This window comes from Pseudomonas sp. NPDC089407 (assembly GCF_044900445.1).
GTDB lineage: Bacteria > Pseudomonadota > Gammaproteobacteria > Pseudomonadales > Pseudomonadaceae > Aquipseudomonas.
The window spans coordinates 83,780-109,189 of the sequence record NZ_JBJDNB010000003.1 but is presented as its reverse complement, the minus strand read 5'-3'; the positions used below and the strand labels follow the sequence as shown (position 1 = coordinate 109,189).

Below are 25,410 nucleotides of genomic sequence, written 5' to 3'. Positions count from 1 at the left end.
CGCTGCTACAAGGGGCAGTATTCCATTCGTGAATCCGAACAAGCATAGGAAAAGGTGTTCGGTTTTTCGGAAAAATTCTGGATAATCAACGCCAGCAGAATTTGGCCTCCGACAGCCAAACGGATTTGACAAACCCCGGTCCTGTTTCCATAGTTAGGTACCGCAAACGTTTGCGATCCGATAAAAAAACAAGATTCGGAGTCATCGTCCATGAAACTGCCGTTCCCCGGTCGTCTGCTGGCCCTCGCTGTCGTTTCCTCTCTGTCCCTGGCTTTGCCGTTATCGGCTGCCCATGCCGAGGACAAGCCCAAGGTTGCCCTGGTCATGAAGTCGCTGGCCAACGAGTTCTTCCGCACCATGGAGGACGGCGCCAAGGACTACCAGAAAACCCACGCCAATGAATTCGAGCTGATCGCCAACGGCATCAAGAACGAAACCGACACCGGCGAACAGATCCGCATCGTCGAACAAATGGTCAATTCAGGCGCCAAGGCCCTGGTGATCGCCCCGGCCGATTCCAAGGCGCTGGTGTCGGCGGTGAAGAAGGCCATGGACAAAGGCGTGGTGGTGATCAACATCGACAACCGCCTGGACCCTGAACTGCTCAAGAGCAAAGGCATCAGCGTGCCCTTCGTCGGCCCCGACAACCGCAAGGGCGCACGCCTGGTCGGCGACTACCTGGCCAGCCAGAAGCTCAAGGCCGGCGACCAGGTCGGCATCATCGAAGGCGTGCCGACCACCACCAACGCCCAGCAGCGCACCGCCGGCTTCAAGGACGCCATGGAAGCCGCGCAAATAAAGATCGTCTCGGTGCAAAGCGGCAATTGGGAAATCGACAAAGGCAACGCCGTCGCCGCCTCCATGCTCAACGAATACCCCGACCTGAAAGCCCTGCTGGCCGGCAACGACAGCATGGCACTTGGCGCCGTGTCGGCCGTGCGCGCCGCCGGCAAGACCGGCCAGGTGCAGGTGGTGGGTTACGACAACATCAACGCCATCAAACCGATGCTTGCCGATGGCCGCGTGCTCGCCACCCTCGACCAGGCCGCCAGCCAGCAGGCGGTGTACGGCATCCAGGCCGCACTGAAAATGGTCAACGGCGAAAAGCCTGACGTGGATGCCGACAACGTCATCCAGACCCCGGTCGAACTCATCACCAAAAAGCCCTGACACTCAGGAGAAACGGCCATGCCTGCACCGGCCAACGAAGTGGTGCTCGCCGCCAGCGGCCTGGGCAAGACCTACGCCCAGCCGGTGCTGGGCGAGGTCAGCCTGACCCTGCGGGCCGGCGAAGTGCTGGCCCTGACGGGCGAAAATGGCGCGGGCAAGAGCACCCTGTCCAAGCTGATCAGCGGCCTGGAGAACCCTACCACCGGGCACATGACCTACCGTGGCCAGGCCTACGCGCCGGCCAGCCGCCGCGAGGCCGAGCGCCTGGGCGTGCGCATGGTCATGCAGGAACTGAACCTGCTGCCGACCCTGACCGTGGCCGAGAACCTGTTCCTGGGCAACCTGCCCAGCCGCTTCGGCTGGATCGGCCACAAGCGCCTGCGCCAGTTGGCCAGCGCCGCCATGGCCCAGGTCGGGCTGGAGGCCATCGACCCGGACACCCCGGTCGGCGAGCTGGGTATCGGCCACCAGCAGATGGTCGAGATTGCCCGCAACCTGATCGGCGACTGCCATGTGCTGATCTTCGACGAACCCACCGCCATGCTCACCGCGCGCGAGGTGGAGCTGCTGTTCAGCCAGATCGAGCGCCTGCGCGAGCGCGGGGTGGCCATCGTCTACATCTCGCACCGCCTGGAAGAGCTGCAACGCGTGGCCCAGCGCATCGTCGTGCTGCGCGACGGCAAGCGGGTGTGCGACGAGCCGATCCAGCGCTACAGCAGCGCCGAGCTGGTCAACCTGATGGTCGGCCGCGAACTGGGTGAGCATATCGACCTGGGCCGCCGGCAGATCGGTGCGCCGTTGCTCAAGGTCGACAACCTCAGCCGCAGCGACAAGGTGCGTGATGTGTCGTTCGAAGTCAGGGCAGGGGAGATCTTTGGCATTTCCGGGCTGATCGGCGCCGGCCGTACCGAGCTGTTGCGCCTGATCTACGGCGCCGACCGCGCCGACAGCGGCAGCATTGCGCTCGGCCAGCCGCCGCAACCTGTCACCGTCGACTCGCCCAAAGCCGCCGTGCGTGCCGGCATTGCGCTGATTACCGAAGACCGCAAAGGCGAAGGCCTGCTGCTGACCCAATCGATCAGCGCCAATATCGCCCTGGGCAACCTGGGCGCCGTGTCACGGGCCGGTGTGCTCGATGGCGAGGCGGAAAGGGCCTTGGCCGAACGGCAGATCCAGGCCATGCGCATTCGCAGTGCCGGCGCCCAGCAGGTGGTCGGTGAGCTGTCTGGGGGCAACCAGCAGAAGGTGGTGATCGGCCGCTGGCTGGAGCGCGACTGCCAGGTGCTGCTGTTCGACGAACCCACCCGTGGCATCGATGTAGGCGCCAAGTTCGACATCTATGGCCTGCTGGCCGAGCTGGCGCGCCAGGGTAAAGCTTTGGTGGTGGTGTCCAGTGACCTGCGCGAGCTGATGTTGATCTGCGACCGCATCGCCGTGCTCTCGGCCGGTCGGCTGATCGACACCTTCGAGCGTGACCAGTGGACCCAGGACCAGTTGCTGGCCGCCGCCTTCGCCGGTTATCAGAAACGTGACGCGCTGCTGCATGAAGCAGCCCCCAGGATGGAAGCATGAAAACCACCCCGCTCGACAGCCAAAGCGCCGCCCCCGTGCGCCGCACTGGCACCTATTTTGGCCTGGGCACCTACCTGGGCCTGGCCGGCGCGTTATTGGCGATGGTCGTGCTGTTCTCGTTCCTCAGCAGCCACTTCTGGTCGTACAGCACCTTCAGCACCCTGGCCAACCAGATCCCTGACCTGATGGTGCTGGCGGTGGGCATGACCTTCGTGCTGATCATCGGCGGCATCGACTTGTCGGTGGGCTCGGTGCTGGCGTTGGCCGCCTCTGCTGTGAGCGTGGCGATGCTCGGCTGGGGCTGGGGCGTGCTGCCCTCGGCGCTGCTGGGCATGGCCGTGGCGGCGCTGGCGGGCAGCATCACCGGGGCTGTCACCGTGGCCTGGCGCATCCCGTCGTTCATCGTCTCGCTCGGCGTGCTGGAAATGGCCCGCGGCCTGGCCTACCAGTTCACCGACTCGCGCACCGCGTATATCGGCGACGCCTATGCCTGGTTCTCCGACCCGGTGGCCTTTGGCATCTCGCCGGCCTTCATCATCGGCTTGCTGGTGATTGTGCTGGCCCACCTGGTGCTGACCCGCACGGTGTTCGGCCGCTACCTGATCGGCATTGGCACCAACGAAGAGGCCGTGCGCCTGGCCGGCATCGACCCGCGCCCGTACAAGGTGCTGGTGTTCGCCCTGATGGGCCTGCTCGCCGGCCTGGCCGCGCTGTTCCAGATTTCGCGGCTGGAAGCGGCCGACCCCAATGCCGGCTCCGGCCTGGAGCTGCAGGTGATCGCCGCCGTGGTGATTGGCGGCACCAGCCTGATGGGCGGGCGCGGCTCGGTCATCAGTACCTTCTTTGGCGTGCTGATTATTTCTGTGCTGGCCGCAGGGCTGGCGCAGATCGGTGCCAGCGAACCGACCAAACGCATCATCACCGGGGCGGTGATCGTCATCGCCGTGGTGCTCGACACTTACCGTAGCCGGCGTGCAGGCCGGCGGAACTGACAACATGGCAACCATTAAAGATGTCGCGGCATTGGCGGGTATTTCCTACACCACCGTGTCCCATGTATTGAACAAGACCCGACCGGTCAGCGAACAAGTGCGGCTGAAAGTGGAGGCTGCCATCATCGAACTGGATTACGTGCCCAGTGCGGTGGCGCGTTCGCTGAAGGCGCGCAGCACGGCCACCATCGGCCTGCTGGTGCCCAACAGCGTCAACCCGTACTTCGCCGAGCTGGCGCGGGGCATCGAAGACGCCTGCGAACGCAACGGCTATTGCGTGATCTTGTGCAACTCTGACGACAACCCGCAGAAGCAGCGCAGCTACCTGCGCGTGCTGCTGGAAAAGCGCATCGACGGCCTGGTGGTGGCTTCGGTAGGCCAGGACCGCGACCTGCTGCAAAGCCTGGCCAGCGTGCGCACGCCCATGGTCATCGTCGACCGCGAACTGGAAGGCGTGGATGCCGACCTGGTGCGCATCGACCATGAGCAGGGCGCTTACCTGGCTACCCAACACCTGCTGGAGCTTGGCCATCGTGACATCGCCTACATCGGCGGCCCGGCCGAAACCGGGGTGACCCAGCTGCGCCTGAGCGGCTTTCGCCGAGCCATGGCCGAAGTGCAGGCGCCGGTGCTGGGCAGCCGCGTGCTGCACTGCGACTTCACCAGCCCCGGCGGGCATGCAGCAGCGGCGCAGGTGCTGGAGGGCAAGCGGCCTACGGCGATTTTTGCCGGCAACGACATGATCGGTTTTGGCGTGCTGCGTGCGGCTGCCGAACGCAATATCAACGTACCCGGCGAGCTGTCGGTGATCGGCTTTGACGACATCGAACTCAGTCGCTACGTGTACCCACCGCTGACCACGGTTGGCCAGTCGATCCGCGAGCTGGGCGAGAGCGCCGCCTCGCTGCTGCTGACGCGCATCGGTACACCCCGGCAGGGCGCAGCGGAGCAACGCATTGTTGCCCCGCGCATCGTCCTGCGCGAATCCACCGGGCCACGCCCGGCCCTGTTCAACGATTACCGCTAACGCTAAGGAAACAGCATGAATGCCAAGGTCGTGGTGGTCGGTAGCCTCAATATGGACCTGGTGGCCCGCGCCCAGCGCCTGCCCCGGGCTGGTGAAACGCTCCCCGGCGAAAGTTTTTTCACCGTGCCGGGCGGCAAGGGTGCCAACCAGGCGGTGGCGGTGGCGCGGCTGGGCGGCAGTGTGGCGATGATCGGCAACGTTGGCGACGATGACTATGGCCGGCAACTGCACCGGGCGCTGTATAGAGAGGGTATCGACTGCCAGGGCGTCAGCACCTGCCCGGGCGTGTCCAGCGGGGTCGCCCTGATCACCGTGGATGCTGCCAGCCAGAACTGCATTGTCATCATCCCGGGTGGCAATGGCCTGCTATCGCCCCAGTCGGTGCAGCGTTTCGATGCGTTGTTGCAGGCGGCCGAGGTGGTCATCTGTCAACTGGAAGTGCCGGCCGAGACCGTGGCCTGGACCTTGGCCAGGGGGCGCGAGCTGGGCAAGCAGGTGATCTTGAACCCGGCGCCCGCCACCGGCCCGTTGCCGGCGGATTGGTTCGCGCACATCGATTACCTGACGCCTAACGAAAGCGAGGCCGAGGCCCTGACCGGCATCCCGGTCACCGACCAGGGCAGCGCCCTACGTGCTGGCGCGCGCTTGCTGCAACTGGGCGCGGGTAAAGTGATCATCACCCTGGGCGCGCAAGGGGCCTTGCTGGTGACTGCTCAGGGCCATCAGCATTATCCGGCGCCCGTGGTGCAGCCGCTGGACACTATCGCGGCTGGCGACACCTTCATTGGCGGCTTTGCTGCCGGCCTGGTGCGCGGGCTGGAGGAGGGCGAAGCCATTGCCTTCGGCCAGCGTGCGGCGGCGCTGTCGGTTACCCGCGCAGGTGCGCAGCCATCGATCCCCTACCTGGCGGAGCTTGCGCCATGAAGAAAACCCCGCTGCTGAACATTGCCCTGTCGCGGACCATTGCCGGCATGGGGCATGGCGACATCCTGGTGATCGGCGATGCCGGGTTGCCGGTGCCGCCGGGTGTCGAGCTGATCGACCTGGCGATTACGCCAGGTTTGCCGGACTTCGCCAGCGTGTTGCGGGTGGTGTTGAGCGAATTGCAGGTAGAGCGGCATGTGCTGGCTGAAGAAATGCAGAACGTGGTGCCGCCGGCGCTGGTCGAGATTGAACGTTTGAAAGGCAAGTTGGGCAAGCGCGAGTGGCTGAGCCATGAGGATTTCAAAGTGCTGTCGCGCAGTGCCCGGGCGGTGGTGCGTACCGGAGAATGCCAGCCGTACAGCAACATTGCCCTGATTTCCGGGGTTACGTTCTGACAGCTGATACGCCATTGTCCAGGCCAGCCCGTTCCCCTGTAGGAGCGGCCTTGTGTCGCGATGGGGCGCGAAGCGGCCCCGGCAATTGATGCTGCGAAGCTGAAAATCTGGGGCCGCTTCGCGCCCCATCGCGACACAAGGCCGCTCCTACAGGGATCGCGGTGTGCTTGTGACATTTGATTTGGCAACAAGGAGTGCCCACCCCATGCTCAAACCCTTGCTACAAGGACTCGCCTTCATGGCCACCGCCACCACCCTGCAGGCTGCTCCGATCGACCTGATCATCGACATCGACCCCGGCGCCGACGACGTGGTCGCGCTGTTCCTGGCCATGGCCTCGCCCGAAGACCTCAACATCCGCGCCATCACCACCGTAGCCGGCAACGTGCGCCTGGATAAAACCTCGCGCAACGCCCGCCTGGCCCGTGAATGGGCCGGCCGCGAAGACATCCCTGTCTACGCCGGCGCCGGCCGCCCGCTGGTGCGCACGCCCATCTACGCCGCCGACGTCCACGGTGAAGAAGGCCTGGCCGGCGTTCAAGTTCACGAACCGAAAGCCCCGCTGGCCCAAGGCAACGCCGTGCAATACCTGGTCGATACCCTCGGCACCGCCAAACCCCGCAGCATCACCGTGGCCATGCTCGGCCCGCAGACCAACCTGGCGCTGGCACTGGTCCAGCGCCCGGACATCGCCAAGGGCATCAAGGAGGTGGTGGTCATGGGCGGTGCGCATTTCAACGGCGGCAACATCACCCCGGCGGCGGAATTCAACCTCTACGCCGACCCGCATGCCGCCGAAGTGGTACTGGCCAGCGGCGTGCAGCTGACCTACCTGCCGCTGGACGTCACCCACAAACTGCTGACCAGCGACGCCCGCTTGAAGCAACTGGCGGCGGTAAACAACCAGGCCAGCAAGCGCGTGGTGGACATTCTCAACGTTTACGTCACCCACGACATGGACCTGTACGGCATGCCCGGTGGCCCGGTGCACGACGCCAGCGTCATCGCCTACCTGCTAAAACCCGAGCTGTTCAGCGGCCGGCGCATCCATATGAGCATCGACAGCCGCGAAGGCCCGACCTTCGGCCAGACCATCGCCGACTGGTACGGCGTGCTCAAGCAGCCGGCCAACGTGCTGTGGGTGGAGCAGGGCGATGCCCAAGGCCTGTTCGACCTGCTCAGCGCCCGGTTGGCGCGATTGCAATAGCCGCGTGCGGCGCGTAGCGCTCCAGCACTTGCTCGATGAAGCTGCGCGCCGCCTCGGCGCCGCGATCGCGTACCAGCAGGTCGATGCCGATCAACAGCAACTCCTCTGGTGTGCCAGGGCTGTACGCGCTCTGGCCCTCGGCCCACTTGACCTTGATATCGGCATCGATGCTGTGGCTGCTCATGAAAAGCTCTCGCTAGGGGCCCGGAACGAAGGGATGAACACTGACCCTGGTGTTCGATGGAGGCGGGATGCGCTCCACTTCTTGCAGCAAATCATGGCTTTGCGCCAGTGAGCCTGCCCGCTAAGCATATGGCAAACGCAGCGGGTTGTGCAAAATCCGGTCACGATTGCTTTTCGCCTCGCTGCTACAGTTCAGGCAGACTTGACCGGTTTTGCAACAAATGATGAGCGGAACTGTCCGATCAGGCAGTTCCCAGACCGATTTAGGAGGCTTCATGTTCCGTACCCGTGCTTACCTGGCAACCCTGGCGGTGGCTGCTGTCCTGGCTGGTTGCAGCACTGGTGGCAACGCTGGCGGTGGCGCAGCACCGGCCACCCCGGCAGGCAACGATGGCCGCTGCGAAGCCAGCGGCGCCGACTTTGCCATTGGCAAGCCGGCCAGCGCCGACCTGCTGGAGCAGGCACGCAAGGCCAGCGGCTCGCAGATGGCGCGCATTCTCAAGCCGCACGACGTGGTTACCCTGGAGTACCGCTCCGAACGCCTGAACCTGAATGTGAATGAGCAAGGTGTGGTGACACGCGTCAACTGCGGTTGATGCCCGGTGCTGCGCAGGCCTCAAGGCTGACACGATCCCTGCCTGTAGGAGCGGCCTTGCGTCGCGATGGGGCGCGCAGCGGCCCCGGCCATTTATGCTACGAAGCTGAATCTGGGGCCGCTTTGCGGCCCTTTCGCGACACAAGGCCGCTCCTACAAGAGTAAGCCGCGCCTGCAGAAGCTGCATAGCTGGCAAACCCGCATAAAAAAACCCGCCACAAGGGCGGGTTTTTTTACAGCTATCCGAATTACTCCGGACGAACCTGTGCAGCCTGCATGCCCTTCTGGCCGCGCTCGGCGACGAAGGAAACAGTCTGGCCTTCTTTCAGGCTCTTGAAGCCGTCAGATTCGATGGCTTTGAAGTGTACGAACAGGTCGTCGCCGCCGCCTTGTGGGGTGATGAAGCCGAAGCCTTTCTCATCATTGAACCATTTGACGGTGCCGGTTTGGCGATTGGACATGGGGTGAATCTCCAGACATTTAATTTTTCAGAGGTGCAATTGCAGCGGAAGCTGCCCAGCACGGAGTACATCATAGTCTAATTCTGCGCATCTAGCCCCTATTACCTTCGCCGGATCTTGATTCAGCTCAAAGAATCGTCAACCCGGGCCGGCTTTAAGGTTTCAGCTCTTCGGCGCGCAGGCCTGTTTCACAACGGTTTGCGCCTTCTGCATCAGCTTGGCGTCCACGCCATCCTGGCTGTCCAGGTCGGCGATCTCGGCGTCGGTGAAATTCTTCTTGATGGCTTGGGCGCCACAGTCGCAGTGTTTTTTCGCAGTCGCAGCGTCAACGCCCTGGCCGCTGGCCACCTGCGTGCACTGGGCCATGTAGCCAGCCTCCTTCCCGGGTGGGAAGTTACCGGCGTTGGCCGCCAGGGGCAGCAGCAGGGCGCCAGCGGCCGCCAGGGCCAGAAGAGACGGAACTCGCATAACCAGTTACTCCTTGGGTTAAGGTCTCATCAAGAGTAGGTTGCTTCCCAAAGTCTGATAGGACTTTTTCCGCGTTAGTTCACCCGAAAGATGTAATTGCCAAATATTTCTGCCTGGGGTGCAACCCGCGTGCTAGCATGCTCGGCTTGTGGTCGCGCCGTTGCCGGCCGCCGCTATCTTTATTTCTTTCCAGTCACTCTGGTTCGTCCCTGGCAAGCCGAAAGGCTTCTGCCACTGTGAGGCAGGCTTCCTTTAAAGGAAGGCAGGTCGGATCTTGTACTGGCTCATCCCAACCCACGTGACCTTTGGTAGGGGTCACCACTAGGAGAGGAGGCGCCATGCCCGTTATTACTCTTCCCGATGGCAGTCAACGTTCGTTTGATCACGCCGTATCCGTAGCCGACGTAGCCGCATCCATCGGTGCCGGCCTGGCCAAGGCCACCGTGGCCGGCAAGGTCGACGGCAAACTGGTCGACGCCTGCGACCTGATCAGCCACGACGCCACCCTGCAGATCATCACCCCTAAAGATGCAGAGGGACTGGAGATCATCCGTCACTCGTGTGCCCACCTGGTTGGCCACGCCGTGAAGCAGCTGTACCCGACCGCCAAGATGGTTATTGGCCCGGTCATCGACGAAGGCTTCTATTACGACATCGCCTACGAGCGCCCCTTCACCCCTGAAGACATGGCCGCCATCGAAAAGCGCATGATGGAGCTGATCGAAAAAGACTACGACGTGGTCAAGAAGGTCACCCCGCGCGCCGAAGTCATCGACGTGTTCACCGCCCGTGGCGAAGACTACAAGCTGCGCCTGGTCGAAGACATGCCGGATGAACAGGCCATGGGCCTGTACTACCACGAAGAATACGTCGACATGTGCCGTGGCCCGCACGTGCCGAATACCCGCTTCCTCAAGGCATTCAAGCTGACCAAGCTGTCCGGCGCCTACTGGCGTGGCGATGCCAAGAACGAGCAACTGCAGCGTGTGTACGGCACCGCCTGGGCTGACAAGAAGCAGCTGGCGGCCTACATTCAGCGCATCGAAGAAGCCGAAAAACGCGACCACCGCAAAATCGGCAAGCAGCTCGACCTGTTCCACCTGCAGGAAGAAGCCCCGGGCATGGTGTTCTGGCACGCCAACGGCTGGACCGTCTACCAGGTACTCGAGCAGTACATGCGTGGCGTGCAGCGCGAAAACGGCTACCAGGAAATCAAGACCCCGCAGGTTGTCGACCGCATTCTGTGGGAGCGTTCCGGCCACTGGTCCAACTACGCCGAGAACATGTTCACCACCTCGTCGGAAAGCCGTGACTACGCGGTAAAACCGATGAACTGCCCGTGCCACGTGCAGGTGTTCAACCAGGGCCTGAAAAGCTACCGCGACCTGCCGCTGCGCCTGGCCGAGTTCGGTGCCTGCCACCGTAACGAGCCGTCCGGCGCCCTGCACGGCATCATGCGCGTGCGTGGCTTTGTACAGGACGACGCGCACATCTTCTGCACCGAAGAACAGGTGAAGAAAGAAGCCGCCGACTTCATCAAGCTGACCCTGGACGTGTACAAGGACTTCGGTTTCAGCGACATCGCCATGAAACTGTCCACCCGTCCGGCCAAGCGTGTCGGCTCCGAAGAGCTGTGGGACCGTGCAGAAGGTGCACTGGCCGACGCCCTGAACGAGTCCGGCCTTGAGTGGGAATACCAGCCGGGCGAGGGCGCCTTCTACGGCCCGAAAATCGAGTTCACCCTGCGCGACTGCCTCGGCCGTAACTGGCAGTGCGGTACCCTGCAGTACGACCCGAACCTGCCAGAGCGGCTGGATGCCAGCTATATCGCCGAAGATAACAGCCGCGTGCGCCCGGTTATGCTGCACCGTGCCATCCTCGGTTCGTTCGAGCGCTTCATCGGCATGCTGATCGAGCACTACGCGGGCGTGTTCCCGGCGTGGCTGGCCCCGACACAGGCGGTGATCATGAACATCACCGACAAACAGGCCGATTTCGCCCTTGAGGTTGAGAAATCTCTGAACGGTAGCGGTTTCCGTGCCAAGTCGGACTTGAGAAATGAGAAGATCGGCTTTAAAATCCGCGAGCATACTTTGCTCAAGGTCCCGTACCTTTTGGTTATAGGGGACCGCGAAGTCGAAACGCAAACCGTCGCTGTGCGCACTCGCGAAGGTGCAGACCTGGGCTCCATGCCCGTCGCCCAGTTCGCTGAGCTGCTGACACAAGCGGTTTCCCGGCGTGGTCGCCAAGAATCGGAGTAATGACTATTAAGCGTGAAATGAGAAACGATAAGCGTGCTGTACCGAAGGCCCCGATCAACGAGAATATCTCGGCCCGCGAGGTTCGGTTAATTGGCGCAGACGGCGAGCAGGTTGGCATCGTCTCGATTGATGAAGCGCTGCGTATCGCTGATGAAGCGAAGCTGGACCTGGTAGAAATCTCTGCAGACGCGGTACCGCCTGTCTGCAAGGTCATGGACTACGGCAAGCACCTCTTCGAAAAGAAGAAGCAGGCTAACGAAGCCAAGAAAAACCAGAAGCAGATCCAGATTAAAGAAATCAAGTTTCGTCCAGGGACGGAGGATGGGGATTACCAGGTAAAACTACGCAACCTGGTACGTTTCCTTACCGATGGGGACAAGGCCAAGATCTCTCTGAGATTCCGCGGCCGTGAGATGGCCCACCAGGAGCTGGGCATGGAGCTGTTGAAGCGGGTCGAAGCCGACCTCGCCGAATACGGCACCGTTGAGCAGCATCCGAAGATGGAAGGACGCCAGCTTATGATGGTCATCGCCCCCAAAAAGAAGAAGTAATCTCCCGGGCACGGCAGGCCTGATGATTATTGTGTAATTTTTTTCGAATGCGGAGTTCAACATGCCAAAAATGAAAACCAAGAGCGGTGCTGCGAAGCGCTTCCTGAAGACAGCTTCGGGCTTCAAGCACAAGCACGCTTTCAAGAGCCACATCCTGACCAAAATGTCGACCAAGCGTAAGCGTCAACTGCGCGGTGCCAGCTTGCTGCACCCGTCCGACGTGGCAAAAGTCGAGCGCATGCTGCGCGTTCGTTAATTCTGGTTAAGATAGAGGAAGTTACTCATGGCTCGTGTTAAGCGCGGCGTTATCGCTCGTAAGCGTCACAAAAAAATTCTGAAACTGGCTAAAGGTTACTACGGTGCACGTTCGCGCGTATTCCGTGTAGCCAAGCAAGCGGTCATCAAGGCAGGCCAATACGCCTACCGCGACCGTCGCCAGAAGAAGCGTCAGTTCCGCGCACTGTGGATCGCTCGTATCAACGCCGGTGCCCGCACCAACGGTCTGTCCTACAGCCGTCTGATTGCTGGCCTGAAAAAGGCTTCGATCGAAATCGACCGTAAGGTTCTGGCCGATCTGGCAGTGAACGAAAAAGCGGCGTTTGCTGCGATTGTCGAGAAAGCTAAAGCCGTTCTGGCTTAAGTACCCGCGACAATCACCCGGCGGCGCTAGCGGCGCCGGGCATTGAACGTCATCGATAGGGGAAGAGCCTTCAAAGCTCTTCCCCTATTTTCGTATCTGGAGTCTGTACATGGAAAACCTGGATGCGCTGGTCTCTCAAGCCCTGGAGGCCGTGGAGCGCGCTGAAGACATCACTACCCTGGAACAGATCCGGGTCAATTATCTCGGCAAGAAAGGCGAGCTGACCCAGGTGATGAAGACCCTGGGCAACCTGCCAGCCGAAGAGCGGCCGAAAGTCGGCGCGCTGATCAACGACGCCAAAGAGCGCGTTACCGTTGTGCTCAATGCCCGCAAGGCCGCCTTTGAAGAAGCCGAGCTCAGCGCTCGCCTGGCTGCCGAATGCATTGACGTCACCCTGCCAGGCCGTGGCCAGGCCACTGGTGGCCTGCACCCGATCACCCGTACCCTCGAGCGCATCGAGCAGTTCTTCACCCACATTGGCTACGGCATTGCCGAAGGCCCAGAGGTCGAAGACGACTACCACAACTTCGAAGCGCTCAACATCCCCGGCCACCACCCGGCCCGGGCGATGCACGACACCTTCTACTTCAATGCCAACATGCTGCTGCGCACCCACACCTCGCCGGTGCAGGTGCGGACCATGGAGTCCACCCAGCCGCCAATCCGCATTGTCTGCCCGGGCCGCGTATACCGCTGCGACTCGGATATCACCCACTCGCCGATGTTCCACCAGGTCGAAGGCCTGCTGATCGATCGCGATATCAACTTCGCCGACCTCAAGGGCACCATCGAAGAATTCCTGCGCGTGTTCTTCGAAAAAGAACTGGCGGTGCGTTTCCGCCCATCGTTCTTCCCCTTCACCGAGCCGTCCGCCGAAGTCGACATCCAGTGCGTGATGTGTTCCGGCAACGGCTGCCGCGTGTGCAAGCAAACCGGCTGGCTGGAAGTGATGGGCTGCGGCATGGTGCACCCAAGCGTGCTGCGCATGTCCGGCATCGACCCTGAAGAGTTCCAGGGCTTCGCCTTCGGCATGGGCGCCGAGCGCCTGGCCATGCTGCGCTATGGCGTCAACGATTTGCGTCTGTTCTTCGACAACGACCTGCGGTTCCTGGCGCAATTCCGCTAGGCCCAATCGACGCAACTTTCAGGAGAACAGCATGAAATTCAGTGAACAGTGGCTGCGCGGTTGGGTAAACCCGCAAGTCTCCCGTGACGAACTGGTCGCCCGCCTGTCCATGGCCGGCCTCGAAGTCGACAGCGTTACCCCCGCTGCCGGCCAGTTCAGCGGCATCGTCGTGGGCGAAATCCTCGCCACCGAACAACACCCGGACGCCGACAAGCTGCGCGTGTGCCAGGTAACCAACGGCCAGGAAACCTTCCAGGTCGTGTGCGGCGCGCCTAACGCCCGCCCAGGCATCAAGGTACCATTCGCCATGATCGGCGCCGAGCTGTCGGGCGACTTCAAGATCAAAAAGGCCAAGCTGCGCGGCGTCGAGTCGTTCGGCATGCTGTGCTCGGCCGCCGAGCTGGAAATCAGCGAAGAGAACGACGGCCTGCTGGAACTGGCCGCCGACGCCCCGGTAGGCGAAAACATTCGCACCTACCTGAGCCTGGACGACGCCAGCATCGAAATCGGCCTCACGCCGAACCGCGGTGACTGCCTGTCCATCGCCGGCTTGGCCCGCGACGTCAGCGCCCTGTACGACACCCCGGTCACCCGCCCGGTGGTGCCTGCGGTACAACCCGCCCACGACGAAGTGCGCCCGGTTGAAGTCAGCGCGCCGGCTGCCTGCCCACGCTACCTGGGTCGCGTTATCCGTAACGTCGACCTGAGCAAGCCGACCCCCCTGTGGATGGTCGAGCGCCTGCGCCGCAGTGACGTACGCAGCATCGACGCCGCCGTCGACATCACCAACTACCTGATGCTCGAACTCGGCCAGCCGATGCACGCCTTCGACCTGGCAGAAATCAACGGCGGCATTCGTGTACGCATGGCCGAAGAGGGCGAAAAACTCGTCCTGCTCGACGGCCAGGAAGTTGCCCTGCGCGCCGACACCCTGGTCATCGCCGACCACACCCGCGCCCTGGCCATCGCCGGCGTCATGGGTGGCGAGCACAGCGGTGTAAACACCGAAAAAACCCGCGACCTGTTCCTGGAAAGCGCCTTCTTCGAGCCGATTTCCGTTGCCGGTAAAGCCCGTTCCTACGGCCTGCACACCGATGCCTCGCACCGCTACGAGCGCGGCGTCGATTCGCAACTGGCCCGCGAAGCCATGGAACGCGCCACCCAGCTGCTGCTGGACATCGTCGGCGGCGAAGCCGGCCCGATCGTCGAAGCCGTCAGCGAACAGCACCTGCCGCACGTGGCCCCGGTCACCCTGCGTGCCGAACGCATCACCCAGATGCTCGGCATGGAAATGGACCCCGCCCAGGTAGAACAACTGCTCAACGCCCTGGAACTGACCACCAGCAAAGATGGGGAAGGGCAGTGGACCGTCACCGTGCCAAGCCACCGCTTCGACATCAGCCTGGAAGTGGACCTGATCGAAGAGCTGGCTCGCCTGTACGGCTACAACAACCTGCCGGTCCGCTACCCGCAAGCCCGCCTGGCCCCGCAGGGCAAGCCGGAAACCCGCGGTGACCTGCCAACCCTGCGCCGCCTGCTGGTTGCCCGCGGCTACCAGGAAGCCATCACCTACAGCTTCATCGACCCGAAACTGTTCGAACTGTTCAGCCCGGGCGTAGAGCCGCTGCTGCTGGCCAACCCCATCTCCAGCGACATGGCCGCCATGCGTGCCTCGCTGTGGCCAGGCCTGGTCAAAGCCCTGCAGCACAACCTGAACCGCCAGCAAGACCGCGTGCGCCTGTTCGAAAGCGGCCTGCGCTTCGTCGGCCAGTTGGGCGACCTGCAGCAGCAGCCAATGATCGCGGGCGTGATCACCGGCAGCCGCCTGCCAGAAGGCTGGGCCAACGGCCGCGACGGCGTCGACTTCTTCGACGTTAAAGCCGACGTAGAAGCCCTGCTGGGCTACTCCGGCGCCCTGAGCGACTTCACCTTCAGCGCCGGCAAGCACCCAGCCCTGCACCCAGGCCAAACCGCCGCCATCGAGCGCGACGGCAAACTGGTCGGCTACCTTGGCGCCATCCACCCAGAGCTGGCCAAAGCCCTGGGCCTGGACCGCCCGGTGTTCCTGTTCGAGCTGGTGCTGGGCGACGTGGTCGAAGGCCGCCTGCCGAAATTCAGCGAACTGTCCAAGTTCCCGGAAACCCGCCGTGACCTGGCGTTGATCGCAGGCCGTGATGTCGCAGCCAGCGCGGTGCTTGAATTAATTCGTGACAATGCAGGCGAATGGCTCACAGACCTCAGGCTGTTTGATGTCTACCAAGGTAAAGGTATTGATCCTGATAGAAAAAGCCTTGCCGTTGGCTTGACCTGGCAGCATCCATCGCGCACTCTTAACGACGATGAGGTGAACACTACCCTGCAAAACATCCTCACCTCGCTCGAACAAAGGTTGAACACCACGTTAAGGAAATAACGGCATGGGTGCTCTGACGAAAGCTGAGATGGCCGAAAGGCTGTACGAGGAGCTGGGGCTTAACAAGCGTGAGGCCAAGGAGCTGGTCGAGCTGTTTTTCGAAGAAATTCGGCACGCACTTGAAGAGAACGAGCAGGTCAAGCTGTCCGGTTTCGGCAACTTTGACCTTCGCGACAAACGCCAGCGGCCGGGCCGCAACCCCAAAACCGGGGAAGAGATCCCGATCACTGCACGGCGCGTCGTCACCTTTCGTCCAGGGCAGAAGTTGAAGGCCCGGGTTGAGGCCTATGCTGGAACCAAGCCATAACGACGAACTGCCCCCCATACCGGGCAAACGCTACTTCACCATTGGTGAAGTGAGCGAGCTTTGTGCGGTAAAGCCGCACGTGCTGCGGTATTGGGAGCAGGAGTTCGACCAGCTTAACCCTGTGAAGCGGCGGGGGAATCGGCGGTATTATCAGCGCCAAGACGTGCTGATGATCCGCCAGATTCGTGGCCTGCTGTATGACCAGGGTTTCACCATTGGCGGGGCGCGGCTGCGGCTTTCCAGTGATGAGGTTAAGGATGAATCCAGCCAGTACAAGCAGCTGATTCGGCAGATGATTGTTGAGTTGGAGGATGTGCTGGTGGTGTTGAAGAAGTGAGCCTGGGTTTTTCTGATGAATGGAAAATTTTTTGAAAAAAAGCTTTCATTTATCAGGGGGTTAGGGTACATTCTTCAGCGTTCTCGGCAAGATTGAGAACATGCTTCAAGCCCAGTCGGGGCGTAGCGCAGCCCGGTAGCGCACTTGCATGGGGTGCAAGGGGTCGAGTGTTCGAATCACTCCGTCCCGACCATTATTGAAACGAAAAAGCCCAGTCGGTTACGACTGGGCTTTTTCGTGTGGGGAAGAATGTAGCTCTGAAGGGCGGTTCCGCGAGCCGGGGTGAGCTGAAAAAGCTCTGTAGCCGTATGTTTTCATTGTCTAGTGATTAATCAGGTGAATTGCTTGGGATACCAGGTGGAATGCTGCATGTCCTGGTTTTCGATGGCCGGTGCTTCCTAGCTCAGTCCGGCTCAGGCTTGGGAAGTGCGAATGAGCGTGCAAGGTTGCCCTCGACTGGTGGCTAGATGCCGGCCTCACGTTGCCGGCATTGCCACCCGACCGTTACGCTTCGTTAATTTGGTCCATACAGGGGCGACGGCACGGTCGGATAAGCCCTATACACATGCCGAAAAACATTCTCCGCCAGGATTTTGATTTCACCCTCACTGTAGTCATCAACCGGAAGCCCGGTGCTGTCGTCCCACAGGAAGTCATAGATCTTCTGCTTCACGGCGTCGCGCGTGCTTTCCTTCTCGCGCCAGTTCTCGACCCTGAGTCGCTCGGCCTTCAGGGTTTCCAGCAACTCGGCAGAGACCTTCTTGATCTTTGCTGTATCGCCCTTAGAGAGCTGTGGTTTTGAAAGAAGGTCGAACAAGGCGAGAGTTTCTTCATCAAGTCCCTCCTCCATGGCGCGACGTTCTTCTGCACTCAGATCATCAACCAGCTTCAGAAGCGCCTCGAAGGTCTTTTGAATAGTGAGCCGATCTTTCTCAAGATTGTATTCATCGACAAGTTTGTCGTAGTGAGCTTGGAAGTCTGTACGTAGGGGGTTCTTCATCAGCAGGATGTTCAGACGTTTTTCGATGACATCCTTCAGTCCTTGTACAGCGGTGTGCTTGGCCGGAGATTTTGCAAACTCCAGACGCAGCCGTTCAAAATCGATCTTGCTAATATCATAAACCCCAGCCCCCTCACCTGTAGCAGCACGGGTGTGGATTGCGTCATCAACGATCCCGTGAAGCTGACGAATAATGTCGCTGATATCGGCGGCTTCCCGGTCGGCCTGCAAACTCTTGTAGATGATATTGATCGCATCCCTGGCATCGCGCTGCCCATTCACGCCGGGAACATTGATACAGGCCTTGAACTTCTTGAAGACCTCGCGGGCCATAATCTCGAAGCGCTTGCGAGTCTGGTCGTTCTCGTTGACTGCCTCTTTGGCCTCGATGATGGCAGCGTTTCGCGCAAAGCCTGTCTTCTCATTGATGTCTTCAAGGTGGAAGCCCTGGACTTGAAGGAAGTCGCGTACAAAGCCAATGGCTTCGATGAGCTCTGCGAGGAGATCTTCCTTTGGTAAGGTAGGGTCAAGTTCGCCCTCATCATCCCCATGCCCCTCATCCCCGCGACCGGCAAAGGTAGACAGGGCCTGGCGCAGGTTTTTGAGGATGCCGCAGTAATCGACGATCAAGCCATTATTCTTGCATTCCGCAACACGGTTCGCGCGAGCGATGGCCTGCATGAGCGTATGGGCCTGCAAGGGCTTGTCGAGATAAAGGGTGGAGAGAGTTGGTACGTCAAAACCAGTCAGCCACATGGCGCAGACGATAGCCACACGAAACGGGTGCTCTGGCTTTTTGAATGCACTCTCAAGGTCGATACGCTTTCCATCGCCAAGCAGAAAACCCTCTTTCATCAGGCGACGATGCGGCGTGATGTCCAGATCCCATTTACGGAATTTGTTCACCTCGCCTTGTTCTTCGCTTACCACGACGGCGATTTGCGTTTCCCGCATCCAGTCGATCTGGCGACAACGCCAGATATCATCTTGCTCGTCCAGAGCGCTCGGCAGGTCTTTTTCCAGGCGTGTAATGTGCTCTTGCCAGTAGGCATCGATCAGCTTGTGCATGCGCACACAGGTAATCTTGTCGATACAAACAAGCATCGACTTGCCGGTTTCCCAGCCATTGGCGTAATGGCGGACAAAATCCTGTGCAACCTGTTCGAGGCGACTGGTGCTGGTAATGATGTGGTAGTCGCGTTTCAGCTCGCGCTCAAGACGCTGCTGAACGTCGATATCGTCAATCTCCAGCTCTTCAAGCTTGGCAGCGATCTTCTCATTCAGGCCCTTCGGATCGGCAACACTATGTTCGTCGCCGTCCTCGTCAATAAAGCGCAACTGTTCCCCGCGCGCGTCGTAGTAGAGCGGCACGGTGGCGTTGTCTTCCACGGCTCGCTGAAAGTCGTAGGTCGAAACGTATTCTCCGAAGACCTTCTTGGTGATCTCGTCATCCTTGAACAGTGGCGTACCGGTGAAGCCGATGAAGCTAGCACCGGGCATGGCGTTACGCATGTTTAGCGAGAGCGTGCCGTACTGGGTACGGTGCGCCTCGTCAGTGATGACAATAATGTCATCCCGTTCCGAGTAAGGGTTTTCGGGATCGACCTTTTTGTTGAATTTCTGGATCAGCGAAAATACGAAAGCTTTGTGCTGACCCAGCAACTCCTGCAAATGCTCGCCACTGGTGGCACGGCAAGGATCGCGGTCGTTATCCACAACCCCGCACCCGCCGAAGGTCTTGTAGATCTGAGTATCCAGGTCTTCGCGGTCGGTCAGGACGACAAAGGTGTAGTTGCCGCCAAGCTTGCGGTGGACCTTCCGGGCAAAGAACACGATTGAATAGGACTTGCCGGAGCCTTGGGTGTGCCAGAACACCCCAAGCTTGCCAGCGCGTGCTTTACGATCCTTCACAGCATCAATGGCGCGATTAACTCCCAGGAACTGGTGATTCCGGGCAACGATCTTGACGAGTTTTCCAGTGCTCTCATCGAAGAGGATGTAGTTCTCGAAAATGTCCATCAAGTTCGCTTTGGAGCATGTGCCTTTCAGCAGCGTCTCCATATCGACAACGCCGAGGCTGTCTTCATGCAGGCGCTTCCAGTCGTTGAAGTGCTCAAATTTGCTAGAGATCGAGCCGATCTTGGCGTCCACGCCATTGCCCAAGACGATGAACGCATTGTGGTGGAAGAGATGCGGGATGGTGTCCTTGTAATCAGCAAAGTTTTTCTCGTAAGCCGACTTGATGTCCTTATGGACATTCTTGAGCTCCATGAACACGAGCGGGATACCGTTCACGAAACAGACAATATCGGCGCGCCGACGATACAAGTCGCCCTTGACCCATAGCTCCCGCACGACAAGGAAGTGGTTTGCTGACGGGTTATCGAAATCAAAAAGGCGTAGACGCTTTTTGACGCGCTCGCCTCTTTCGTCGCGGAAGCTTATCTCAACGCCGTTCTTATGAAGATTGTCTTTCTCGCGATTGGTCGCCAGTAGCACAGAGCTGCTGCTGTACTCATTCACAATCCGTAATGCGTCTTCATAGGCCTCCATTGGGAGACCTGGATTGAGATCGATGAGCTTCTGCCCGAGGTGGCGGTTCAGTACGACTTCTGTTTCGCTTGTTCGACCGAGGGTGCCTTCCTTGCCTAAAACCTCATACATAGCGTAGATCGACTCATCCCACTGCAAGTCATGCAGTAGGTAGTTAGCGGTCGTCTCTTGCGCCAGATGATCCTCGGTCATTGCATTCATACGGTGATGTCTCCATTCATCAGTCTAGGTAACAGAAGGTCGCGGGCCGACTCAAGCTTAGCATTATATTCTTGAAGCTTTTCAATTTGGGCGCGTATTGGTCGAACTTCTTCCAAGAAGGAATTTAAAACAATATCTGCCGGTCTGAATAGCTTTCTACTGTATGCCATGTCTCGATTCAATCCGGGCACAGCCACATCTGTATTTATGAAGCCCGCATATTGAAGCGCATAATACAGATATAAATTACTTTGCTCACTGGGAATGAAATAAACGGTATCTATTGGCCAGAAATCCTTTTGAGACCAATGCACCGCGCCCACATTTCCTTTTCTGCCCACGATGATAGCTGGCCCTGACACCAAGCTCTTGTGATGACTGCCAACAACGCCACTTGAGCCGTAAACGGGGAAGGCACCTTCAATTCGATCATCTGCCTTTAACGCCTTTCCGTAACTAAGAGTTAAAAAATCGCCTATCTTATCTTTCGCCCACCCTTGTGGAACTCCATCATTATTTACTACATGCTCATGCCCTGGAAACCGAAGATAAACAAACCATTCTTTATATAAAAACCTGGCAGACTCCTCCAGCAACTCAATTCGACGACGATTATTTTCTACAAGCTCGTCATACGCAGATATAAAGTCTGCAATTCTTTTTTGGTCCGCCACATCTTGCGGAACTCTAAATTTTATCGAGAGCAGCTTTCCTTGACTAAGATTATCTTGGGCGGCGCCTTGTGTAAACTGCTTGTACTTAAGCTTTAACTCTGCATCGAAAAGGTATTTTATATAGCGTGCGTCTGCCTTTTCAGGATCAGCTATAAATCCAATAACACTATCTGGGAAGCAGGCCTCTATGGCCAAGATAGAGGTGTCCGCAATATTAGCAGCAATCGTAATGCATAGAGTGCCAATCGGCCATTGCTTACTTTGTGCTAGACCGTCTTCGCTATAGGTCTGTGAATAATTACTAAGGTACAGTCCCGCATGCTTTACATCCCCGGTTTGAACAAACGGATATGGACCACCGTACAAGTGAGCCGCGTCCCTTGGTCGATGCCGAGACTTTCCTCGAGAGACGTATCCCAATTCATCAAGCGAACGTTCAGCCCAGATCATATCCCTAATCCCTGAAAATTGAGGGCGATTTTTTCCGAAAGCCCGACAGCTTCCTCATTCAGCCCTGTCAATTCAATATGAATGTCTCTCAGAGCGTCCTCAAAATCAAAATCCTCATCGACTTCTGCAGGAGCGGCCTCGATATAACGGCCAGGAGTTAGACTCCATTCAGCGCCCTCGATATCTTTTCTAGATACTAGCTGCACCAATCCATCTATATTTCTAAGTTGTCCATCCGGAAAGCGAGACAAAAGCCAGTGCGCTTGTTTGTAAAAGTAACGGACTTGCCTTAGTTGGTCTGCTGCACTTTTTCTTGTGCTCTCTACAATTTTTTTAAGGCTAGTGCGGCGCGGGCCATTAATTAGCGCATAATCCCATAGCGCGCTATTTTTAGCAGAGTGTTCCATCTCGCAAAAATCAACAAGCCGCATACTCAACTTGCAAGCACGATCAATCAGCTTAGTGAGGTCGCGGCATTGTCCAGCGAGACTTGCAAGACAAACTTCGTTCTCAGTAAATTTAACTAGTTCAGCCGCTGTATCATAAGAGTAATCCCCCCACCACTTATGAAGGTCATTTTTTAGAATCTGGAAGCTTGCCCAGTCTGCATTGATTTGCTCAATTATTGTTAAAAGCTCACCATGCAACTCAGCATGCGGCTTGTCGGCCCCCAGCTCTTTATCTAAATAATCAAGAAAAGGAAGGGTTGCAGCATTCAACTGTTTTAACGAGGAAAGAAAATTAGGCACCGGCTCTGCCTGTAACGCTTCCGGACGTTCACAGGCATGTGCCTCAAAAAGAGAGCTATCTATATAACTCTGCACTAATTCAATGAATCGATCACTTTCGCCACGATAAAGCCAAATTATTGAGGTGAGATTTTTCAGCTGCTCTGGACTGAAATCGTATATCTTACGCGTAACTTTGCGATATATATTGCGAGCATCGATCATCAATACTTTATCTTGATGCTCTTTTGGCTTGTTCTTGTTCAGAAACCAAAGTTGGCATGGCACAGCTCGCGTATAAAAGAAATTTCCACGAATATCGATCATCGCATCAACGTGGCCGGTTTTAACCAGTTGCTCACGCACCTTGGCGTCTTCACGCCCGGAACTGGATGCTTGTGACGACATAACAAAACCGGCGCGCCCACGATCGTTCAAATAGCTGTAAAAATATTGAACCCAAAGATAGTTAGCATTAGGGACTTTTTTGCCTTTGTTGATGCCAGGAATGCCAAACGGTAGGCGCGAATCATTTTTTATTTTCTCCGCATCAACCTCGTCAACATTGAAGGGTGGGTTCGCCATTACGTAATCGACATTTCCCCAAAGCCTTTCATGGGGATCGTTGTAATAGGTAATAGCCTGCTCTCCACCGAGAACATTCCCCTCAAGACCATGAACCGCGAGGTTCATTTTACAGAGGCGCGTTGTTACGCGATTTTTCTCGTGGCCGTAGAAGGTGAGTTTGTTCGGATTTTCCTCATGCACTTCGAGAAAGTGAGCACTCTGCACAAACATGCCGCCAGAACCGCAAGCAGGGTCGAAGACGACTCCATGATCTGGCTCCAACACATTAGTAATTAGTTGCACCAAGGAAACCGGCGTAAAAAATTCGCCGCCATCATGTGCGCCTTGCCCTGCGAACTCAGTAAGAAAGTATTCGTAAATACGACCAAAAATATCGCCGGAAGCCTTTTTCAGCTCCTCTGGGTTTAGAGTTCGCAGCAGCAGGCCAAGGACATCATTCGGAATACTACGGTATTCGTTCTTGGGCAGCTGGCCTGCCAAATTGGTGTAATCCTTTTCAATAGACTCCATCGCGCTAGTAATAGCTTCCGCCCGATCATCGGCATCGGTCAGAGCGACGAGGGCGTCGAATTCAGCCTCGTGGTTAAGGAAAATAGCGCCCTTCTGCGAGAAGTCCTCTTTGGTCAAGGCGCGTGTCTTGCCGCCCCGGCTGGGCAGGGTGGCGACGATTTCATCCCTCACCCCCAGGAAGCGGCTGTAAGCGTGACGTAGAAAAATCAGTCCCATCACGGGGAGAAAGTATTCGTTGCTGGCCAGTTCAGAATTGCTGCGAAGGGTGTCTGCTGCCTTCCAAAGCCGCCTTTCAATTGCCTCGATGTTCTCTAACTGAGCCAAAACTCTATCCTTTTGAATAACAGGGGCATGAGGACAGCTCACAGCGCTCCCAGCCTTCAAAATCGCCTGGGTAGCCAATCCTCAAGTAGGCAACGATTTTAATGTTCTTACCCATGTTTTGGTAGCCCGCAATATTGACAGCAACCAGATTTTACGGTCCTTTCAACCGCATGGGCACAAGGGCTATCCCCCCTACATGGGACCGAACTCTAGGTTGGCTACCGGCCATTATTGTGCGTTGCCTGAGGCAGTTAACGGGAATTTGCGGCTGGCCGCGACGGACTTCCAGCCCCTACTCAAAGATCGAAAGCCCATGACGTCTGTAGGCGCCGAGTAATCAGTCGGGCAGTAAGTAGGTAGTAGTACCGAGTAGCCTCGCTTCGATGGCCTACGCGATGTTCGAGAAACCAAACCAAATGTTTTATTTTCCATGCCCAAGGCGTTTCTCGCTGCCACCGCTCCGAAAATAGCAGCCTGGATAACCCTCGCCTGCCGCAAATGCCGCTGCTGGGTCGCATGCGACCCAGTCAGCACCCCACTTAAGAGCACCTCCATATCAAACGTCTTGGTCATGCCTGCCCCCGATGGAGGCCGCGGCCACGTCGATCCGGTCATGCCCTAGCTCATAGCTGAGCTGTATACGAGCCGCACAGTCGAGGCGTGGGTTGATGGCGTAGCAGCGACCGCCATAAACAGGCGCAGGATGTGGGTAATCTGCTCGTAGCGTTCACAGGCATACGCTGCGCGCAACTCATGAAATCCTTTAAGAGCGTTTTTATGCAGCACGCTCCGCGAAGCTCCTGCTACTCGCTGCAATACGCTCGCATAGCTTTCGCTCGGCGCGATCATGTTGCTACTACCCGTCGGCGATACCTTTGCTGCAAACCGCAGCGCATCCTGAATACGGCCATCCACCTCCCAGCGAGGCGCCGACGCACCGCCTCGGCCGCCCTTGGTGCCGTCTTGGATGTTGATCTTGCCAAGCTTGTCAGCCTCACGAATCAACCTAGGCAAATCAGCCAATATCGTCTCGCGCAACCGCATCCCGGTGGCTCGCGCCAACTGAATCATAGCCCCTGCGCGAAGCTGTTCTCGGTCACACAGGACATCGACAATCTTCTGCACCTGCGCGCGATCCTGCCTTGCGGCACTGACTGGCGAACCCTTGCGCGTTGCATACTTAACGCCGTGCTCGGGCTCGGCAACCTTACGTGGCGATCACCCCGAAGCGCTTGCATGCCGATGTTCACACTAGACAGCCGATTCACCGCCGTACTGACTGCAATCTCACCCTTCTCGACTTGTTTGCATAAGTGAGCTGCGTAGTCGTAGAGGATCGGGTTCTGAATCTCCCGTCGATCTTTGATACCAGGGCCAGCTCGACGCGCACCATCTCGCAAAGATTCTGCACCGATCACTGTTTGCTTTGACGGTGCCAAAGTGGCCACCGCCGTACATGCGTTGCAGCGCGCACTTAAATGCATATTCCAGTTTCCTGCCGTTGCCGAAATTCCAGCTGTCGCGCCTGCCCCCTCGTTTCATACCTGTTACCTTTGTCGCTGTTTCTCGAATCGTTACCCCCACGTCATCTCGCCAGGAATGTTGAGTGTTAACAGGGATCAAAGCCCCTGCGTCCTGTAAGGGTTATCCACTAACGCTGGGCTGACGGCTCCTTACGGCCAAGAGCTTGGGCATCTCATGATCTGGCCCCCTGAGCACCGTAACCGCTGGGCGGGTGGAGGCTGCATTGGCT

Annotated in this window: 22 protein-coding genes, 1 tRNA gene and 2 pseudogenes; 17 read left to right on the top strand and 8 right to left on the bottom strand. The window is 58.5% G+C overall.

Translation table 11 applies throughout. The features are described from left to right. Positions 1 to 210: 210 nt before the first annotated feature. From ACI2KG_RS03680 to ACI2KG_RS03650, 7 genes are all read left to right on the top strand, one after another. Positions 211 to 1,170: a sugar ABC transporter substrate-binding protein gene (locus tag ACI2KG_RS03680; protein ID WP_404660831.1), complete on the top strand. Its 960-nt coding sequence runs from the start codon at positions 211 to 213 to the stop codon at positions 1,168 to 1,170. An 18-nt stretch (positions 1,171 to 1,188) separates the two neighbouring features. Beyond that, on the top strand, positions 1,189 to 2,742 hold the full coding sequence (locus ACI2KG_RS03675; RefSeq protein WP_404660830.1) for a sugar ABC transporter ATP-binding protein: 1,554 nt from the start codon (positions 1,189 to 1,191) through the stop codon (positions 2,740 to 2,742). Continuing rightward, on the top strand, positions 2,739 to 3,734 hold the full coding sequence (locus tag ACI2KG_RS03670; protein WP_404660829.1) for an ABC transporter permease: 996 nt from the start codon (positions 2,739 to 2,741) through the stop codon (positions 3,732 to 3,734). The genes ACI2KG_RS03675 and ACI2KG_RS03670 overlap by 4 nt, the downstream gene beginning before the upstream one ends. Before the next feature lie 4 nt (positions 3,735 to 3,738). After that, positions 3,739 to 4,761 carry a LacI family DNA-binding transcriptional regulator gene (locus tag ACI2KG_RS03665; RefSeq protein ID WP_404660828.1) on the top strand — a complete coding sequence of 341 codons (1,023 nt, stop codon included), beginning with the start codon at positions 3,739 to 3,741 and terminating at the stop codon, positions 4,759 to 4,761. A 15-nt stretch (positions 4,762 to 4,776) separates the two neighbouring features. Continuing rightward, complete coding sequence (gene rbsK, locus ACI2KG_RS03660; protein ID WP_404660827.1) at positions 4,777 to 5,685, top strand: ribokinase; 909 nt, start codon at positions 4,777 to 4,779, stop codon at positions 5,683 to 5,685. Then, the gene (gene rbsD, locus ACI2KG_RS03655) at positions 5,682 to 6,080 is read left to right on the top strand and encodes a D-ribose pyranase (RefSeq protein ID WP_404660826.1); all 399 of its coding nucleotides are present in this window, start codon (positions 5,682 to 5,684) and stop codon (positions 6,078 to 6,080) included. The genes rbsK and rbsD overlap by 4 nt, the downstream gene beginning before the upstream one ends. A gap of 205 nt (positions 6,081 to 6,285) precedes the next feature. Further along, the gene (locus ACI2KG_RS03650) at positions 6,286 to 7,287 is read left to right on the top strand and encodes a nucleoside hydrolase (RefSeq protein WP_404660825.1); all 1,002 of its coding nucleotides are present in this window, start codon (positions 6,286 to 6,288) and stop codon (positions 7,285 to 7,287) included. On the opposite strand, the gene ACI2KG_RS03645 is transcribed toward ACI2KG_RS03650, so the two are convergent. After that, the gene (locus ACI2KG_RS03645) at positions 7,259 to 7,471 is read right to left on the bottom strand and encodes a hypothetical protein (RefSeq protein WP_201204633.1); all 213 of its coding nucleotides are present in this window, start codon (positions 7,469 to 7,471) and stop codon (positions 7,259 to 7,261) included. The genes ACI2KG_RS03650 and ACI2KG_RS03645 overlap by 29 nt on opposite strands. Before the next feature lie 274 nt (positions 7,472 to 7,745). Here ACI2KG_RS03645 and ACI2KG_RS03640 point away from each other — a divergent pair, with 274 nt between their 5' ends. Next, the gene (locus ACI2KG_RS03640) at positions 7,746 to 8,066 is read left to right on the top strand and encodes an I78 family peptidase inhibitor (protein WP_400622791.1); all 321 of its coding nucleotides are present in this window, start codon (positions 7,746 to 7,748) and stop codon (positions 8,064 to 8,066) included. A gap of 247 nt (positions 8,067 to 8,313) precedes the next feature. Here the strand turns inward: ACI2KG_RS03640 and ACI2KG_RS03635 are convergent, their stop codons facing one another. Further along, positions 8,314 to 8,526, bottom strand: coding sequence for a cold-shock protein (locus tag ACI2KG_RS03635; RefSeq protein WP_012273095.1), 213 nt, complete (start codon positions 8,524 to 8,526; stop codon positions 8,314 to 8,316). A 162-nt stretch (positions 8,527 to 8,688) separates the two neighbouring features. Beyond that, complete coding sequence (locus ACI2KG_RS03630) at positions 8,689 to 8,994, bottom strand: hypothetical protein (protein WP_400622793.1); 306 nt, start codon at positions 8,992 to 8,994, stop codon at positions 8,689 to 8,691. Positions 8,995 to 9,332: 338 nt separating this feature from the next. On the opposite strand from ACI2KG_RS03630, the gene thrS reads away from it, so the two are divergent. The 9 genes from thrS (at position 9,333) to ACI2KG_RS03585 (ending at position 16,822) form a co-directional block, all read left to right on the top strand. Then, positions 9,333 to 11,255 carry a threonine--tRNA ligase gene (gene thrS, locus ACI2KG_RS03625; protein WP_201204627.1) on the top strand — a complete coding sequence of 641 codons (1,923 nt, stop codon included), beginning with the start codon at positions 9,333 to 9,335 and terminating at the stop codon, positions 11,253 to 11,255. Further along, positions 11,255 to 11,806 (top strand): translation initiation factor IF-3, encoded by a 552-nt coding sequence (infC, locus tag ACI2KG_RS03620; RefSeq protein WP_012052879.1) that lies wholly within the window; start codon positions 11,255 to 11,257, stop codon positions 11,804 to 11,806. The genes thrS and infC overlap by 1 nt, the downstream gene beginning before the upstream one ends. Positions 11,807 to 11,867: 61 nt before the next feature. Beyond that, positions 11,868 to 12,062: a 50S ribosomal protein L35 gene (gene rpmI / locus ACI2KG_RS03615; protein ID WP_003250667.1), complete on the top strand. Its 195-nt coding sequence runs from the start codon at positions 11,868 to 11,870 to the stop codon at positions 12,060 to 12,062. A 27-nt stretch (positions 12,063 to 12,089) separates the two neighbouring features. Continuing rightward, positions 12,090 to 12,446 carry a 50S ribosomal protein L20 gene (gene rplT, locus ACI2KG_RS03610; protein ID WP_003250671.1) on the top strand — a complete coding sequence of 119 codons (357 nt, stop codon included), beginning with the start codon at positions 12,090 to 12,092 and terminating at the stop codon, positions 12,444 to 12,446. 109 nt (positions 12,447 to 12,555) lie between these two features. Continuing rightward, the gene (gene pheS / locus ACI2KG_RS03605; protein ID WP_201204625.1) at positions 12,556 to 13,572 is read left to right on the top strand and encodes a phenylalanine--tRNA ligase subunit alpha; all 1,017 of its coding nucleotides are present in this window, start codon (positions 12,556 to 12,558) and stop codon (positions 13,570 to 13,572) included. A gap of 31 nt (positions 13,573 to 13,603) precedes the next feature. Next, a complete protein-coding gene (gene pheT / locus ACI2KG_RS03600) occupies positions 13,604 to 15,985 on the top strand; it encodes a phenylalanine--tRNA ligase subunit beta (RefSeq protein WP_404660824.1) in 2,382 nt (793 codons plus the stop codon). Positions 15,986 to 15,989: 4 nt separating this feature from the next. Beyond that, entirely contained in the window at positions 15,990 to 16,292 is a 303-nt protein-coding gene (ihfA, locus tag ACI2KG_RS03595; RefSeq protein WP_003250679.1) for an integration host factor subunit alpha, read from the top strand. Beyond that, complete coding sequence (locus ACI2KG_RS03590; RefSeq protein WP_201204621.1) at positions 16,273 to 16,629, top strand: MerR family transcriptional regulator; 357 nt, start codon at positions 16,273 to 16,275, stop codon at positions 16,627 to 16,629. Before ihfA ends, ACI2KG_RS03590 begins: the two co-directional genes overlap by 20 nt. 116 nt (positions 16,630 to 16,745) lie before the next feature. Continuing rightward, a tRNA-Pro gene (locus ACI2KG_RS03585) sits at positions 16,746 to 16,822 on the top strand. 321 nt (positions 16,823 to 17,143) lie between these two features. Here the strand turns inward: ACI2KG_RS03585 and ACI2KG_RS03580 are convergent. From ACI2KG_RS03580 to ACI2KG_RS03560, 5 genes and pseudogenes are all read right to left on the bottom strand, one after another. After that, positions 17,144 to 20,383 carry a type I restriction endonuclease subunit R gene (locus ACI2KG_RS03580; protein WP_404660823.1) on the bottom strand — a complete coding sequence of 1,080 codons (3,240 nt, stop codon included), beginning with the start codon at positions 20,381 to 20,383 and terminating at the stop codon, positions 17,144 to 17,146. After that, entirely contained in the window at positions 20,380 to 21,507 is a 1,128-nt protein-coding gene (locus tag ACI2KG_RS03575) for a restriction endonuclease subunit S (RefSeq protein ID WP_404660822.1), read from the bottom strand. Before ACI2KG_RS03575 ends, ACI2KG_RS03580 begins: the two co-directional genes overlap by 4 nt. After that, a complete protein-coding gene (locus tag ACI2KG_RS03570; RefSeq protein ID WP_404660821.1) occupies positions 21,504 to 23,657 on the bottom strand; it encodes an N-6 DNA methylase in 2,154 nt (717 codons plus the stop codon). Before ACI2KG_RS03570 ends, ACI2KG_RS03575 begins: the two co-directional genes overlap by 4 nt. A gap of 296 nt (positions 23,658 to 23,953) precedes the next feature. Further along, positions 23,954 to 24,230: pseudogene (locus ACI2KG_RS03565) on the bottom strand (hypothetical protein). Continuing rightward, positions 24,214 to 25,199, bottom strand: a pseudogene (locus tag ACI2KG_RS03560) (integrase domain-containing protein). Before ACI2KG_RS03560 ends, ACI2KG_RS03565 begins: the two co-directional pseudogenes overlap by 17 nt. Positions 25,200 to 25,410 lie beyond the last annotated feature (211 nt).